This is a genomic window from Imperialibacter sp. (assembly GCF_040222385.1).
In the GTDB taxonomy this organism is placed as follows: domain Bacteria; phylum Bacteroidota; class Bacteroidia; order Cytophagales; family Cyclobacteriaceae; genus Imperialibacter.
In genome coordinates, this window is the sequence record NZ_JAVKDF010000021.1 from 237277 (window position 1) to 253753 (window position 16477).

Consider the following 16477-nt stretch of genomic DNA (forward strand, 5'->3'; position numbering starts at 1 on the left):
GGCAGGTGGTTACTCTATCGGACTGACAGTGATCAATTGGACAGGGCCCAGCAAGCCCGACTTGATTAGTGGCACATCCACCCATGGAGTCTTGATCTTGTTTAGGCCATATATGTCGGTAATTTCAACATTTGTGAAGGTGTAGTCCTTGCCTTCGGTCTGCGCATCCCCAGTGATCCTGTTCGACCAGGTGTTGGCAATTTCTATCTCCAGCACATTGTCGGCTGGTTTCAAAAGATCAGTTACATCGAACCTGTAAGGCTTCACCCACGCAATGCCTAGTGATACTCCATTCAACCACACCTCCCCTACTTTTGACAAGTCGCCCAGATCAAGCAACACCCGTTGGTTTTTCATAGATGATGCGTTGATGTCGTACTGAAAGGTCTTCTTATATTTTGCATTGCCAGAATAGTATTTGACACCTTCGATGTCGGATTCAGTCCACGAGACTAATTCGGGATATATTATCCGCTCAGGACCTCCCCATTCCTGTGAGAAAAATACCTCCCAGGCCCCGCTGATCGGTTGATGCTTCGTGATATTTGTTACCGGGATAGACTGCCCTGCTTTGGTAGCCTCGAATAAGCCGTCCTCCATCAGCAATATGCCGTTGGCTGTGTAATCCAGTAAGGGAGGGAAAAGTCCACGGCTATTCAGCTGCTCAAATTTGGCGGTGCTTTTTCCTTGTTTGAAGGTGATGAACGCTGAACCGTAGGGCGCCAACGACAATGGCAGCCTGATGTAGCTCCCGTCTTGCTGATAAATAGTAACGGGCAACACCGAGCCAGATACCGGATCCCAAATCTCGGGCACTTTGCCCTGCTGTCTGAACCCTATCTCTCTCGACACCCATTGATCGGTGGTATTTCTTACAAAGTAGAAATCCAGCCCCGCTTTGTTATAGTGGATATAGTCAAGCGTATTGGCAGTCCTGTCCACATAATCTATGTCCGGCCCCAAACCAAGCGTCTCCAGCACGGTCACTGGCTGCTGGTCGAGCACTTTTTGGCTCCCGGCACCCCACAATTTATTAAGGATAGCATTCATCGCCTCGGTGCGGCCAGGAATGTCGGATACTTTCTTAGGCTTGGCTCCAGTCACCCTGGCTCCGGCACGAACCAGCTCGTCAATCTTTTGCAGTACCTGGGGATTGATCTCCCCTTCATCCTCCAGGGCCAGCACACTAAAAGCAGCACCTGTAGGCAAGACCACTTTTCCATTTTTGACCGATGCTTGCAGTAGTATTTCAGTGTTGGTTAACTCATAGTCATAGCCAGGAGCAACCATGAAACGGCTGTTTTTGTGCCCTGCATAGTTGGGAATGGCATCACCATAGTAATACAGCACGTCTGCAAAAAAGTCGGTCTGCTGCAACACAAATGAAATGCGGCCAAGGTAGTCGTTGAAAGGCCTTACTTTGGAAAACCAGACCCTTCTATCGTTGAAATGGGTGCCGGCATGATACACAATGCCCGGGTAACCGTAGCCCGCCGGATTATGACTAAAGCCGTGCACCACAACCCTGTTCATTCCTTCTGCAAAGGCCCTGTCGCCGGAGGGCTTCATATCGAACGGCCCTTCCTGCCAATGTTTGAAGGACGTAAAAGCCTCTTCTTCCACAATACCCCGCCCATAAATGTGCGATGCGGCCGACACTTCTTTCACCATTCTCAAAATATCAATTCCCTGCTCATTGAACCGATCGTGATGGATCCAATACTCCCCTCTCGGCAAGTCCAAAGCTCCCAGCGATTTAAGTGGCTCAACCGGCACGTTGTGCAAAGGCAGGCCTGGGCCGCCTGATTCAGAATTGATTTTCAGTCCGTACTTATTCGATATCTCCTTTGCCTTCTTGTAGAAATTATTGATCATCAGCTCTGACAAAGTACGCTGACGATCCTTTTTGAACTTACTCACCACCTCTTCGCTGAAATTTTCCTCATTGAAAAGTACCGGCAGGTATTTATTGACCTCATATCCATTGAGCTCCTTGAAAACCTGCGGCAGTGTGGTTGTCCAAACAAAGCCTGTCGCCTCGTAGCTCGCCAGGTAAAGGCTTTTCAGGGCTGTCTTGCTGAGGTCATCGCCCATCGCTTGCTGAATGCGGCCGATGATGTAGAGAAAATGTGCTTCGGTGGCCTGTGCATCAAAGTGGTCGATGATAGGGCCAACAGAATTCTTGCTGGGCAGCTTCAATTGCTCGCCGGAATTGGAACAGATGTAACGGTGCACCAGCCAGTCACCCGACAAATCCCAAGTCAGCTTGTCACTTTTGGCATCAAACTTTGACGTTAAATCAACGAACTTTGCCGGATTCCAAACGGGCTGTCCATTTTCCATCGGAATACCCACTATAGCCACCTCGGTGTAAAAAACAGGTCTGCCGTTCTTCTGAAATTCAATGGCTTTTGCCCTGCCTCTCGCATCTTTTGCAGGCACCTCAGGGAACGGGAGTTTTACAGTTCCACCCGACTTCCCTTTTACATCAAGGCTTGAAAAATATATCGACTTAGCCGAATTCTCTGGCGTCGTCCATGAACCTCCCGCATTCCAGCTGCTGGCCAAATTCAGACCAACGTCCATATTGTATTTACTGGCTTCCAGGAGAGCAACTTTGATTGACTTCAGCGACTCATCGCTTAGGAAAGCTGGCCCTGGAGCCACCATGTCGTCAGTTTGACGAACACCAATCTCAAAAATATCGAAGCCAGAAATACCTCCACGATCCATCGCAGCAATTTCTTCCTTGACCCGAACGGTGTCGACATTGCCATTTAGCCACCAGAAATACACTTTTGGCCTGGCCCCCGGAGGAGGCGACTTGAACCCTTCCTTTAGTTGGTCGTAAGAGGGTGCATTTTGGGCAATGGCCTGATCAAAAGAAAGGCAAATCAAAGCACCAAAAGCAATAAGTAGAGAAAAGAGTGTCTTCATGATATAGCGTATGTTAGATTCCTGAATCGGGTTAATATTTCAATCAATTGCTTCAATTTTCACCACTTGTTACAGCGGACTCACAGTAATCAATCGCACCGGCCCCAGCAAGCCTGATTCTACCAACGGGGTTTCTTCCCAGGAAAATCGCTGCCTGCCAAACCCTACTACTGTTGTTGTTAGCACGTTGGAATAAGTATAGTCTTTTCCTTCTGTCCTGGCATCGCCTATGATGCGATTGGCCCAAACGTTGGCAATTTCTACTTCCACCAGGTTGTTGCCTGCTTTAAGTTTGTCGGTAATATCGAACCGGTAGGGCTTTGCCCAGGTGATTCCCAGCGGTTCTCCGTTGAGCCACACTTCACCTACTTTTGAAAGGTCGCCAAGATCGAGAAACACCCGTTGGTCTTTCATGAGTGTTGCATTGACATCGTGATAGAATGGTTTTTTATACCTGGCCATCCCCGAATAATACTTGATATTCTCCTCGTCAGAGTCTGTCCAGGAGCTCAACTCCGGGAACAGCCTCCTTTCAGGCCCACCCCATTCCGGAGAAAAGAATACTTCCCAGGCTCCGGTTAAGGTTTTAACATGTACATTATTAACAAGGGATGAAGATTGGTCTTGCTTTTTTACTTCAAAGGCACCTGCTTCCATCACAAACACTCCATCGGGTGTGTAGTTGAGCATAGGTGGATACTGTTGAGTTCCCGTAATTTTTGAGAACTTCACCTCTTGCTTTCCTGGCTTGAAAACAACAAAAGTAGAGCCCATTGGTGGTAATGAAACTGGCAGTTGAATGTATTTGCCGTTCTGATAATAGATGGTGGCCGGCGAAATTGACCCATTTATTGGATCCCATACCTCCGGCACCCTGGCCTGCTGCCTGAAGCTGATCTCCCTCGACACCCATTCATCGGTGGTGTTTCTCACGAAGTAAAAATCCAGGCCATTCTTGTTGTAGTGAATGTAGTCGAGTGTGTTGAGCGCTATGTCCGAATAGTTGATATCGGGGCCAATGTTGTTGGCCTGCAACACTTCAGATGGCTGCTTTCCGGTTACTACTTTCCTCGGTGAAGCCTGATTCCAAACCTTATCGATCATAGCGGCCATGGCTGGCGTTCCGCCTGGCCTGTCCGATACTTTTTTCGGTTTGGCTCCGGTGATAGTAGCTCCAGCACTCACCAGTTCGTCTATTTTCAGCAACACTGCCGGGTTAATGTCTCCCTCATCCTCCAGCGCCAATAGGTTATACTGACCTCCCGTAGGCAATACAAGCTTTCCATCCTTCACTTTCAACTCCAAAAGAATCTCAGTATTGATAACGTCATAGTCGTAGCCCAGACCTGCCATGAAACGACCATTCTTCGGCCCTGCGTAGTTCGGTACCGCATCCCCGTAGTAGTATAGCACATCGGCTACAAAATCGGTCTGCTGGAACACTGCAGAAACCCTGGCCAGATAGTCTGTGAACGGCCGTATTTTCGGGTGCCATATTCTTTTATCGTTGAAATGAGTGCCTGCGTGATAAACGATGCCTGGATAGCCAATCCCGCTTGGGTTGTGGCTAAACCCGTGAATCACCACCCTGTTCATGCCCTCGCAGAAAGCCCGGTCGCCGGTTGGCTTCATATCGAACGGCCCCTCCTGCCAGTTCAAAGATGAGGTGAAGGCTTCCTCTTCCACGATGCCCCTGCCGTAGATATGGGAAGCGGAGGACACTTCCTTCACGACCCGCAGAAAGTCTACCCCCTGGTCATTGTAAGCATTATAGTTGATCCAAAATTCACCACGGGGAAGGTCGAGCGCACCGAGTGCTTTGAGAGGCTCAGCTGGAACATTGTGCATCGGCATACCAGGGCCCCCTGCTTCGGAATTGATTTTCAGCCCATGTGCGTTGGCCACCTCCCTCGCTTTTTTATAAAAATTGGTGATCATCAACTCCGATAATGTCCGTTGATAATCTTTCATAAATTTTTCAACGACTCCTTTCTCGAAAGATGACTGATTAAGGAGCACGGGCAGGAATGTATTTATTTCGTAGCCGGTGAGTGTCTTGAAAACATCTGGCAATGTGGTCGTCCATGTAAAGCCGGTGGCCTCATAGCTAGCCAGGTAGAGGCTTTTCAGGGCAGTGTTCCTCAAGTCGCCCATTTCCCCTGTCAGCACATTGATAATATGAAGAAAATGCGCTTCGGTGGCCTGTGCGTCGAAATGATCAATGATTGGGCCAGAGGAGTATTTGCTTGGTCGCTTCAACTGCTCACCTGAGTTGGAGCAGATGTAGCGGTGCACCTCCCAGTCGCCTGTGAGCGTCCAGTTCAGTTTTTCACTTTCCGGATCGAACTGGCTGGAAACATCAACGATCTTTGCCAGATCCCAGTCAGGTTTTCCATTTTTCAACGGTATAGCTACAACGGCTACTTCCTGATAGAACACCGGCTTCCCGTTGCGCTGGTACTGAATTACCCTTGTTTTGCCAGCTGCATCTATTTTTGAAATCTCAGGGAATGGGAGCTTCACGCTACCTCCCGACTTGCCCTTTATCTCAATTCTCGAATCATAAATCGACTTGGCGGAATTTTCGGGAGTTACCCATGTTCCACCAGCGTTCCAGCTGCTGGCCATGTTGAAGCCCACGTCCATGTTCCTTTTCTTGGCTTCATCCAACGCCACCTTGATAACCTTGAGGGACTCCTTGCTTAGAAATGCCGGACCGGCAGCCACCATAGTATCGACAGGAGGCACTCCTGTTTCAAAAAGATCGAACCCGGAAAGACCTGCCCTGTCCATAGCAGCAATTTCCTCTTTCACCCTAACACTGTCCACGTTTCCGTTGAGCCACCACCAGTAAACCTTGGGTCGGGCACCTTGTGGCGGAGTTTGAAACGCTGACTTGACCTGCTCATAAGCAGATGCACTTTGCCCAACGGCAAAATTGCATTGCAGGCAAACGAATAGTCCAAGGGCAATAAATGTCAAAAAGCGTGTTTTCATAGTAGTGTATGTGTATAATTCAAACCGAATCTGTTTAGGAAGCCGTGATTTTTTTAAAGACAAATTGTATCTGTATGTCCATTCAACCACCAGCGCACTTTTGGTCCCACTTCCGCCGGCGGTTGAATTAGTACTGGCTACCAACGAAAGGCTCACGATCAGGAGCTAGTAGTTTACTCTTTAAAAGACGCCATTATCCATTGCTACCGGATCATAGCTGAAAGGGATCTTTTGTTTCCGCTAGTCTCTCCCTTAGCTGGCCCTTCAATTGCGCCTTCACAGCCAAATAATCCTCATCGCCTGCCAGGTTGCTCATTTCAAGAGGGTCGTTTACCATGTCAAACAGTTCCTCATTTCGCTCTCCCTTCGAATAATAATTGTATTTGTAGCGGCCGTTGCGAATCATCCGGCCGGTGAGTGATTTATCAAATGGATCGACGGCCAGCTCGGTCACTACAAAGTCGGCAGAGTCATATGTATGTGATTCGATATAAGGCCGACGGCTGGCGCCATCGAACGCTCTGTTGCTGCTTACACCAATGTAATCGAGAATGGTTGGCACCACATCGGCACCCGACACTACCAACTGATTGTCAACACCAGTCGCCTTTACCTTGTCTTTGTAGTACACCACAAACGGCACTTTGGCAGGCCCGTCGTACAACGACAACTTAGCTGCCCATTTCTTCTCCGTCATGCCATCGCCGTGATCGCTGCTGACGACAATGATAGTGTTTTCTTCCATTCCCTTGGCTCTCAGTGCATCAAGCACCTTTCCTATTTCAGCATCCACCATTTCAGTGTTGCGATAATAGTACCACAGGTAGTTTCTCCAGCGGGTTTCGTCATTGTCTTGCGAAAGCAAGAGTTCGTCGCCGTAATGGTCACGGAACCTGCTGTTCGCTATCATTTCAGGCTCATTCGGATCGATCTCATGATTAGCAGGCAGCGGTGGGAGTTCTACATCCGGCCCAACATTGGGGTAGTTCTCCGGCTTCCTTGGAAAATGACAGATGTCGTGAGGGTTGTGAAACTGTACGTACATCAGCAATGGTTTCTCTCCGTTGTATTGCTGGATGTATTCTGCCGTAGCGTCCGCCAAAGGCCCGTCGGTATCGGCACCCAAATCCCAGGGCTTATCATTTTCATAAAAGTCGATAACCTTGAACCCAGTGAGCGTATCAATATCTTTCCGTTGAGGATAAGAGCCGGGGATATGCCATTTGCCTGCCCACACCGTTTCGTATCCTTCGGTGCTAAGGATTTCACCCAGGTTTTTGACTCCGTCCTTCATTGAATCACCGTTGTAATCGACGCCGGTGTTATGAGGCATCAAACCGGTGATAAGACTGCTGCGAGATGGGCCACAAACAGGCGTTGTGCAATATGAATTCGAGAAACTTATCCCATTGTTGACCAGGTAGTCGAGATTTGGTGTGCTCAAGTACTTATTGCCATGGGCACTTATCGCATTCGGGTTGTGCTGATCAGTGAGAATAACAATAACGTTCGGGCGCTTAGCAGCTTCATCCCTTTTTTCCGTTTGAGTACAACCACTCACTGCGAAAGTGAAAAGCAGTAACAGCCCAACGGCTACAAGCAGGCCAGCTATTGTTTCCAGTAGCGCTGAGTAATATTTGTATAAATTGTTTTTTACCATGACACAACCATTTGACCAGTTACATTTTCATACAGATAGTAATCTCCACCAAGCTTTTCTTCGCTCTGCCCTTCCAACTCTCCTTTACCAAATGGGTAACTGGAGTTCAAAACCACTTTCACCGATTCGCCTTCAACCCCTGTGGGCGGATAAAACCGAACCTTCGCATTTTTCAAACCAGTCAATTGAATTCGACGCTTAGTGCCTTTCGTCGCCAGGGGAATGTCAAAGCACGAAATCACGCCATCTTCCTGCTCCACGAAGAATCTGCTCTCTTCGAAAAATGACTTTGGAAACCTATAGGTAGATGCTCCATTTTTCAGTTCTGTTTCCCAACCAATGATGATGGGGGCACCTTGAGGAAACTTGAATGCCTGTTCCACCGTCAGATTAGGGAGGTAGCCCGAGAAGAAGAAGGAATTGTTGTGCCTTGAAATGCAGTTGATAGGGTCCTTTATGCCTCCGCTATTTTTGTCGTAGGCGATTGAGTAACCCAATTTACCCAGACCAAATCGCATCAAAGAGGGCCCTGAAAACCATTTCTCAGAATCATCCGGAGTCAACAAATGACCTCCTTTGTATGACACAGAATTGGTTCCACGGACATAGCACACGGCTCCGCCCTTCCAGTCCGGGTTTTGCCGGTATACTACAGCATCCCGCTTCTGTCCGTTCTGAACCACCTGTGCCAGTACCTTTGTAGAATTATCCCTGGCAGCGACCATCGTTTCTATCCCTCCGCCAGACAGGTCAGCCGGATGTTGCATCACCATAGGTGATTTGGTTTCTATGTTATCCCCGTTCATGGCCATTTGCACCGCAAATTCGCCCGCCAGCGGCTCTTCAGCCTTTATATTCATAAAGTCGAGGAATTCCTTACTGCCATTTCCCACTGGCCCGTAGATCATCAGCTGTCCCCCTGCTTTCACAAAGGCCATCAATTGCTGCTCCAATTCACTTCCTGCATCAGGAACAATTGTCACCAGCACGGATTCATCAAAAGTTGGTTTTCCATCTTTTCTGATCTGGCTGAAGTTTCCGGTAGACACAACCGTGTTCATAGGAAAGCCTTCATTGATAGCCTGGCGAATAAACCAATCACCATAGTAGATCTCTGGCAACCTTTCGGGCTGCACAGAGGCCCATTCATGGTATTCGTCAAAAGGATACACCCAAACCACGGGCCCCGCCTGATCGGGAGCGTTTCTTCTGGCTTGCAGAATGTGCGGGGTCACCTCATCAGGCACCTGCACAGGCATATTGCCATATGAGTCGTCAATGGTCAGGAAATTAAGATGGGTTGGCAGCATGGCCTCACCCTTGCCGTTGATGGTGGAAATTGACATCGGCAGGTAAATATCGTGTGCTTCTCTGCCATAGCGATCCAGCCAGGGGCTGTTCACCCACCATGGGTCGTGGGTGTAATAACGGAACAAGTAGCGGTCATCCGGCAATTCAGCGATACGTGACATGTAGCCGGCAAGCTCCAAACCAAAGTCGCCGTTTAAAGCAGCCCAGGGCGAATTTGGTGGAGGCAGCAGGTTAAAGCCGCCGTTGTAAATACTTTTGAGGTCGACACCATCGGCTGCCAGGTCAATGCCTGTGGACAGGTTGGTGCCCCTTGTTTCAATGCGGAAATCCGGGCATTGCTCTCTGAATAGTGTCCAGAAATTGACTATCTTTTCCTGTACATCGCTGAATTTTTCGGGATAGAATTTCTCTCCATCAAATAAGGCTCCCGTGGCGCTCCAGGTTTCCATACCAAAGCCGAAGCCGTTTGAAAGCCACAGGTAGTCGAAGCCCAGATCGGCTAAAAAGTGTTGCGATTGGCTGCCGAAGAAGGTGCCAAAAGGTGTGTCCTGCTTGATGCCATTGGGGAATCCGGCATAACTATCGCTGTCTTCATTTAGCGTGGAATAGCAGACTACAAATGTCTTTGAGCCCATGGTAGAGCCCATGCATATCTCAGGGTGCTTCTCATATTTGAAGGGTGACTTGGCAAATTCAGGCCCGGGATCAAAAGTGGCCCCTACACGAACCGGTTTACCGGTCATTGTTTCACCCACACGCTTCAGCGTGCTTACTATGTATTTCAGGTCGCCATAGTTAAAGTCAGGTGTGTCATCCAAATAGGTAAAAGCCCGCTGGTGAACTGAAAGATTCTCATTTTCGGGCTCAGAGTTGACTTCGTGCTCAGCGTTTGGGTTGCCGATGTATCTGGCCCATTCTAGCCGCTGATCCAGGCTTCCGCTATAGTCAAGTATCTCCGAACCGTCGGCCGTCCAAAGCATGAGCGACACTGTGTCGGCATGCCTTACCAATGAGCCCCAGCCAGCAAATATTTCTTTACACGCCTCTTCAATATATTGCTTGTCATTCTTTTTGAAGGGTTTAAGGGATAGCTCCAGGGTAATATTATTGAAACGTTTTACTCCAAGGTTTTTGCTATCCGCCAGCATCTGAGATTGCTCGTGACTTCCACCACAAGAAACCATTATATAACCCACCAGGGCCAACACAACTAAACGACTCATCTTCTGAAATTTATTTTACGATTGCTTGACTGAAGCTAGCTCTCTTGAATTGCTTATCAGGGCTTGTAGGGTCGGACCAAAGCTATGATGAGACTTTTGCCACGCAAAAAGGAAGCTAAGCTCATCATAGGTCTTTGGAACGACTTCACCCTACCTACCTACTTTGCTAATACCCATCATTTTGGGCAAGATTCACATCAATGTCCAATTCCCTTTGTGGAATTGGCATCAACAACTCATAATTTTGAACTGTAAAGCTTTCTCCCTTTGCTGCAAAATGGGCGTTCATTACTGTCTGTAGCCTGCCTGTGCGCAAAAGGTCAAACCACCGGTGTCCTTCATTGAAGAACTCAACTCTTCTCTCTCTCTCCAGAGCCAGAGAAAAGTCGGCTTTCGAAAGCCCTGCCAAAGCATCCAGGTCGGCTCTTGCTCTCACCATATTGAGATACTCGTGAGCATCGTCAGTTCTTGAAAGCTCGTTAAGTGCTTCAGCATACATCAGCAGTACATCGGCATAGCGCAGCGACGTGTAGTTTACACCTCCATCGCCAAGTATCCCGGTAGTAAAGTCGACGAACTTCAATCCTGCAAGGTAATCTCCATAAGTACCGTCCAGTAGTCTCACAGAGTCGGCGATAGAAACCGGTCTTCTGGCATCTCCCGTCTCGTAAGCACTGGCTATGTCTGTGGTGGGGTTAATTCGGCCGTTGCCCTGCATATTGCCGGGAAACATGCCCAGGTTGAAAAGGGCTGGGAAAAACACAGATGAAAACCTGTTACCCTCACCCACATTGCCTGACATGTATTTCACCTCGAAAATAGACTCCCCAAGCTCGTCATTTCCTGGCGAGAACAGAGCGGCATAGTCGTCCTCAAGCGTATACCCCATGCCCATCACGTCTTCGAGCACGGAAGCGGCCAACTGATGTTCTCCCATAGTAAGGTATACTTTGCCAAGGAGCGTTGAAGCAGCACCTTCAGAAGCCCTCGATTTGCTCAGCCCCGAAACGCCTTTCAGAAAACCTGCCGAAGCAGTTAAGTCAGATACAATCAAGTTATAGATCTCACTCGCCGGCTTTCTGCCCATGTCAAAATCCGCTATCTCTTTTGGGCTTTTGAACGAAACGGTGATCAAGGGAAGGTCTCCAAACAGCCTTACCAAATTGAAGTAATTGTAAGCCCTGAGAAAAAGAGCCTCACCTCTATACTGAGATTTTAACGCCTCACTGATGTCAACACCATCCAGCTTTGAAAGTATAGTATTGGCCCTTGAAATGGCCGTAAAACTATCGCTCCAAACTTCTCCCACAAACGAGTTGGCAAGTGTCATGTTCATCTCGTCGCATTCCGATTCGGCCGTCGTTGGCGAACTCCATTGTATTTCCGCATTGTCGGTGGTCAGCTCTGTGATGTACAGCAACGACAAGTTATGCAGGTCTTGAAGGCCCGAGTATGCGCCGGTTAAGGCTGTGTCGAAGTCCTTCGCCGTTTTATAAAATCCAGTCTCGCTCACAACGTATTCGGGCTCTAATTCCAGAAAATCGTTGCAAGAACTCAGAGAGAGAATAAGTACAGTAAATATTGCTATTGTCTTTTTCATGATTCTTTTTTTAAAGGGTTGTTCTCCGGTATTTAGAATGTCACGTTTACACCGAGGGTATAAGTGCGAGCAAGCGGATACGTCAGATAATCCACCCCTGAATTGACAACATTGTTACCAGCAGTACTTGATTCAGGATCGTAGCCTGGGTAGTCTGTGAAGGTGTACAGGTTGCTAATGTTCAGGTAAAACGATGCATTCGACAAGGCCAGCTTTGAAATAGCCGCCTTTGGCAACCTATAGGACAGATTCACATTTTTGATCCTTACGTATGAGGCATCAAACAAGAAGTGAGACGATGTACCAAACCCATTGGCATAGTTGTTCCTGATTGCTCTGCCCTGATAGCCATCTCCCGGGTCAGTTTCAGACTTCCACCTTTTATCACCGAGGGCAAGTTGGTTTTGCACACCAGCGTTATTCAAAATAATAGTTCCCGCCTGAAAAAAGGTTTCAGCTCCCTGAGAACCGTTGAGAGTAATACCAAGTCCCCAGTTTCCATAGGTAAAGTTGTTGTTAAATCCCCAAACAAAATCAGGCCACGGATCTCCAACAATCTTTCTGTCATTCGAGTTAATGGTGCCATTGCCATCCACGTCCTCAAAAATCAAATCACCAGCCTGAACATTGGGGTGAATAACAGGTGTGCCAGTCACTTCTTCATTCGTTTTGTACACGCCTATGGCATTTTGCATAAAGAAGCTGGCAATCGGATAACCTTCCTGGGTAATCTGGTACGATGAGTTGGTAATCCGGCCACCTTCTGTAGCCAATCTCAATACGTTGTTTTTGTTTTTACTGAACGTAACACCAGTTCTCCACTCAAATTTGCTTTGCTTAATGTTGACAGTCTGAATCGCCAACTCTATACCCTTGTTCTCGATATCACCAATATTCTGTGTAGAGGAGGTAAAACCTGACGCTGCGGGCAACTGAACTCCAAGCAACAAATCAGTCTTAAGGTTTTTGTAAAACTCGGCGGTTACCGAAACACGGTCATCAAACATGCTCAGGTCGACACCGAAGTTGGTCTGCTTCGATCTCTCCCAGGTAAGGTCGGTATTTGACAAGCTGCTCGGTACCAAACCTGCCACCAGGTTATTGTTTTGAACATACCTTGACGTTGAAAGGAGCCCGATGTGAGAGTAGTTTCCAATCTGGTTATTTCCGGAAAGTCCATAACTCATCCTCACCTTCAAGCTGCTGATGAAGTTAACCGATTGCATAAAGTCCTCTTCGGAAATCACATAACCAACAGAAAGTGATGGAAACGTACCCCATTTGTTGTTAGCACCAAAGCGAGAGCTACCGTCTCTACGAACAGTTCCTGTAAACAAGTATTTGCCGTCGTAAGAGTAATTCACCCTTGACAGAAGAGAAACCATTGACCACTCAGAAATGACGTGAGTCCCTGCGTTGACAATGCCTCCCGAAACAAAGGTTACATTATCTGTAGGAAAATCAGACGCACCTACAGACAGCCTGTCCCAGCTTTCCTTCTGCTCAGTAAAACCTACCAACACGTCGAGGCTGTGCTTCTGATTGAAAATATGCTTGTAGTTCAACGTGTTTTCGTTCAACCAGTTCATCGTTTCCGTCTTGGTTGCACCTGCATTGGAAGGATAGTTGAGTGAGGTGAAGTTTGGAATAAGCGATGATCTCCAGATTTTGGCATCGTTGGTACTGTACTGGATACCCGCCGTGGTTTTGAAAGTAAGACCGTCGGCTATTGTCACTTCAATAAAATTGTTACTGTATATATCCGTCACCTTTCTGTTGTCTGAAAAGCCTGCAAGAAGGTTCAATGGGTTCTGAAGCCATCCCAGTCCATCGGTTACGTCTGCCTGGCTGTTGTAAGGGTTGCCATCAGCATCATAAACTGGTATTGTTGGGCCAGCAGCCAGTGCCTGAGAAATCACGCCACCAGTTCCGTAGTGTCCCTCAGTGTTAGGAAAGTTACCAAAGCCGTGCGAGCCTGAAAGCGATGTTCCAACTTTGACTCTCTCCGTCAGATTGACGTCAACATTTGAGCGGAGGTTAAACCTCTTGTAATCTGAGGTTTCAACCACTCCCTTTTGATCGTAGTAGCCGCCAGAGATGAAATAGTTAACATTGTTTGAGCCGCCGGTTGCCGACAACTGATAATTGGCCACCGGGGCAGTTCTGTAAATCACATCCTGCCAATCGGTGTTAGTGGTAATGGAAGATGGGTTTCTAAACTCAGGCCGTACAAAATGAGCGCCAGCCCTTACTTCATTTGGGTCAGTCGCCTGGCCGCCAACGTAAACTCTTGCATTGTCTCGGCCATCAGCAACAAATTCAGCATATTGTGCAGAATTCATCATATCCAGCTTGTTGGCCACCTGCTGCAGGCCGTAAGACATATCGAAGCTGATGGTAGGTTTGCCTACTGCTCCTCTTTTAGTGGTAATAATCACAACGCCATTAGCACCTCTTGAACCATAAATAGCCGTTGCAGAAGCATCCTTCAGCACTTCTATCGATTCAATATCTGCCGGATTTATTGACGCAAGCGGGTTGATCCTGCTTTGAGTATTACTGGCAATGCCTGATGATGAATATGTATTCCCTGCGTAAGAGGAAAAATCAGAGCTTCCACCAGTAGATATCGGGTAACCATCAACGACGTAAAGCGGCTGATTTCCTCCCGTAATAGAGCTTACACCACGTATCAATACGTTGACGTTTCCTCCGGGAGCTCCCGACGTTTGCGAAATTTGCACACCAGACACTCTTCCCTGAATCATCTGATCAAAGCTGGACGTAGATGGCAACATCATATCCTTTCCATCTACCCGTGCGATAGAGCCCGTAATGTCTTTCTTCTTTTGAGTACCATATCCCGTTACAACGACCTCTCCAAGTACCTTGAAGTCGTCTTCCATGGTCACGTCAATAACCCTCCGTGAGCCTACCGACACCTCCTGAGATTGGTATCCAATAAACGAGAAAAGTAATACAGCATTTGAATCATCAACATTCACCGTGTATTTACCCTCTGCGTCAGAGATAGTACCTGAGCTGGTACCTTTTACAAGAATGCTTACTCCCGGAATGGCCATCCCATCGGAGCCAACAACAACTCCCGAAACACTAAAAGCGCCGGAAGCACCATTTTGATTTTGAGCAAGAGTTGGAAACCCTGCGAGAAGGGCCAATGCGAAAACAAACATGCAAAGGTACTTGTCACAAACTCCCTTCTTAATCAAAACCAGATTCTCTAAGTAGTTTTTCATAGTCATAAGTATGTGTTTAATTAACAGTTATTATTTATCGCTGGCGATAACTTTCGATTCAATGTTTAAGTAATTCGCTATCTTTTGTAGCGTTGATGCGTGGTGTCCAACGCCAAGAGCAAAGTGGTGTGTCGGGCCTTCTTTGATCCATCTTGTCAAAAACGTTTTCACATCAGGCTCGAAGAATCCCCGGGTGTTCGTATTGCCTGTGGGGGGTATCGGGCCCGAAACAGACTGCCCTTCTGCGATGATGAATTTAAATTTCCCATCATAGGTGGAGTTAATCGACAGCATGGTAATAGGGCCTTCTTTGATTTTGAACTCTACTCCAGCTCCATGCCCCGGCTTGCCATGGTACTTCTTCAGGCTCCGCAAAACAGGCTTCCCGTCGGCAATGGAAATATTGTGCGGCCCGTCGTGCCCCACCAGCACAAACCCCTCTTTAAAATCTACCGGATGGAACTCAGCAAAGCTCCCGCCTATCGAAAGGCGGTCGAAAATGAGAAGGGCAATGAGTGTTTTTAAATCCGACTCTCCGCACATAGGAATGTGCTTCGCTGTGAGAAGTGAATTGCCCACAATGAGGTTTGACATGACCTCACGAAGTTCGCTGTTGTCAGGGCCGTCGTAGTAGTAAGCCAGCCCGTCGAGCTTATGGGTTTCAACAAATCTTTCGAGCGCCACACTCACCCTGGCAGCCATGCGTAGGTCGTCTTCCTTCAGCTTCATGGAAATCGGGTCAGAAACGGGATCAGGAGTGTCGAAAAAATCCAGGATCTTCTTCTCGCAGTCCTTTATCTCTTTCTCGGTTACCTCCTCATAGCATTTCATTAGCTGGTTGGCCTCACACTGCACAATGTGACTACCGAAAAAAGACGTCAGCATGGTCGCATCGGAATGCATGTCCAGCATGGCGTTGATTGGGTGCCCAATATGCCCCAAATGAGCCTTTTTTAAGTCGTGCAGCACCTTAGCTATACGGCAATATTCCTCAATCTCCGCATCAACTTCCGAGTCATCATACAGCGTGCCGATAATCATATCGGGCACCTTCTTCCCCATCCGCACGGCTACTCCGGCAAACTCCGGCAATGCGCAGATATCGTCGTTTACCAGCTGCATGTAGGTAGACGCCTTTGAGTAGTCCAAAGCTTTCAATGGCTGTAGTGCCACCAGCACAATAGGGATATTAATGGTCTTGATAATTATTCCGAACGTTCCTGACGTTGCATAAGTCAGCATGTCACAAAAAATCATGTCCAGGTTTGCCTGTCCAATTTTGTCGACCATGCAGTACGCCTTTTCAGGATTGTCCACCAGGCCCAGGTCTATCACTTCAACGCCATTGGATTTCACCCTCTTAATGAGCACATCCTGTTTCTCTGTCAGCTCCTCCAACAAGCCCTCAAACTGAGACCAGTATTTATCGTAGCCTACTCCGAAAACCCCTATTCTTGTCATAATAATGTTTTAAAATTCTTAACGCTTAATA

7 protein-coding genes are annotated in these 16477 nt (G+C 47.8%); all 7 read right to left on the bottom strand.

Annotation, left to right across the window (positions count from 1 at the left end):
• Positions 1-9: 9 nt before the first annotated feature.
• Entirely contained in the window at positions 10-2937 is a 2928-nt protein-coding gene (locus RIG68_RS07235) for a glycosyl hydrolase (protein WP_350120451.1), read from the bottom strand.
• Positions 2938-3006: 69 nt separating this feature from the next.
• Positions 3007-5934: a glycosyl hydrolase gene (locus RIG68_RS07240; protein ID WP_350120454.1), complete on the bottom strand. Its 2928-nt coding sequence runs from the start codon at positions 5932-5934 to the stop codon at positions 3007-3009.
• Positions 5935-6145: 211 nt separating this feature from the next.
• Entirely contained in the window at positions 6146-7594 is a 1449-nt protein-coding gene (locus RIG68_RS07245; protein ID WP_350120456.1) for a sulfatase family protein, read from the bottom strand.
• Positions 7588-10128, bottom strand: coding sequence for a hypothetical protein (locus tag RIG68_RS07250; protein WP_350120459.1), 2541 nt, complete (start codon positions 10126-10128; stop codon positions 7588-7590). The genes RIG68_RS07245 and RIG68_RS07250 overlap by 7 nt, the downstream gene beginning before the upstream one ends.
• A gap of 166 nt (positions 10129-10294) precedes the next feature.
• Complete coding sequence (locus RIG68_RS07255) at positions 10295-11728, bottom strand: RagB/SusD family nutrient uptake outer membrane protein (RefSeq protein WP_350120462.1); 1434 nt, start codon at positions 11726-11728, stop codon at positions 10295-10297.
• Between the two features lie 32 nt (positions 11729-11760).
• A complete protein-coding gene (locus tag RIG68_RS07260; RefSeq protein WP_350120465.1) occupies positions 11761-14985 on the bottom strand; it encodes a SusC/RagA family TonB-linked outer membrane protein in 3225 nt (1074 codons plus the stop codon).
• A 30-nt stretch (positions 14986-15015) separates the two neighbouring features.
• Positions 15016-16446, bottom strand: coding sequence for an L-fucose/L-arabinose isomerase family protein (locus RIG68_RS07265; RefSeq protein WP_350120468.1), 1431 nt, complete (start codon positions 16444-16446; stop codon positions 15016-15018).
• Positions 16447-16477 lie beyond the last annotated feature (31 nt).

Bases quoted from the DNA above. Each gene is read 5' to 3' on its own strand.
- RIG68_RS07235 (WP_350120451.1), bottom strand. From the start codon at position 2,937: ATGAAGACACTCTTTTCTCTACTTATTGCTTTTGGTGCTTTGATTTGC.
- RIG68_RS07245 (WP_350120456.1), bottom strand. From the start codon at position 7,594: ATGGTAAAAAACAATTTATACAAATATTACTCAGCGCTACTGGAAACA.
- RIG68_RS07260 (WP_350120465.1), bottom strand. From the start codon at position 14,985: ATGAAAAACTACTTAGAGAATCTGGTTTTGATTAAGAAGGGAGTTTGT.
- RIG68_RS07240 (WP_350120454.1), bottom strand. From the start codon at position 5,934: ATGAAAACACGCTTTTTGACATTTATTGCCCTTGGACTATTCGTTTGC.
- RIG68_RS07255 (WP_350120462.1), bottom strand. From the start codon at position 11,728: ATGAAAAAGACAATAGCAATATTTACTGTACTTATTCTCTCTCTGAGT.
- RIG68_RS07265 (WP_350120468.1), bottom strand. From the start codon at position 16,446: ATGACAAGAATAGGGGTTTTCGGAGTAGGCTACGATAAATACTGGTCT.
- RIG68_RS07250 (WP_350120459.1), bottom strand. From the start codon at position 10,128: ATGAGTCGTTTAGTTGTGTTGGCCCTGGTGGGTTATATAATGGTTTCT.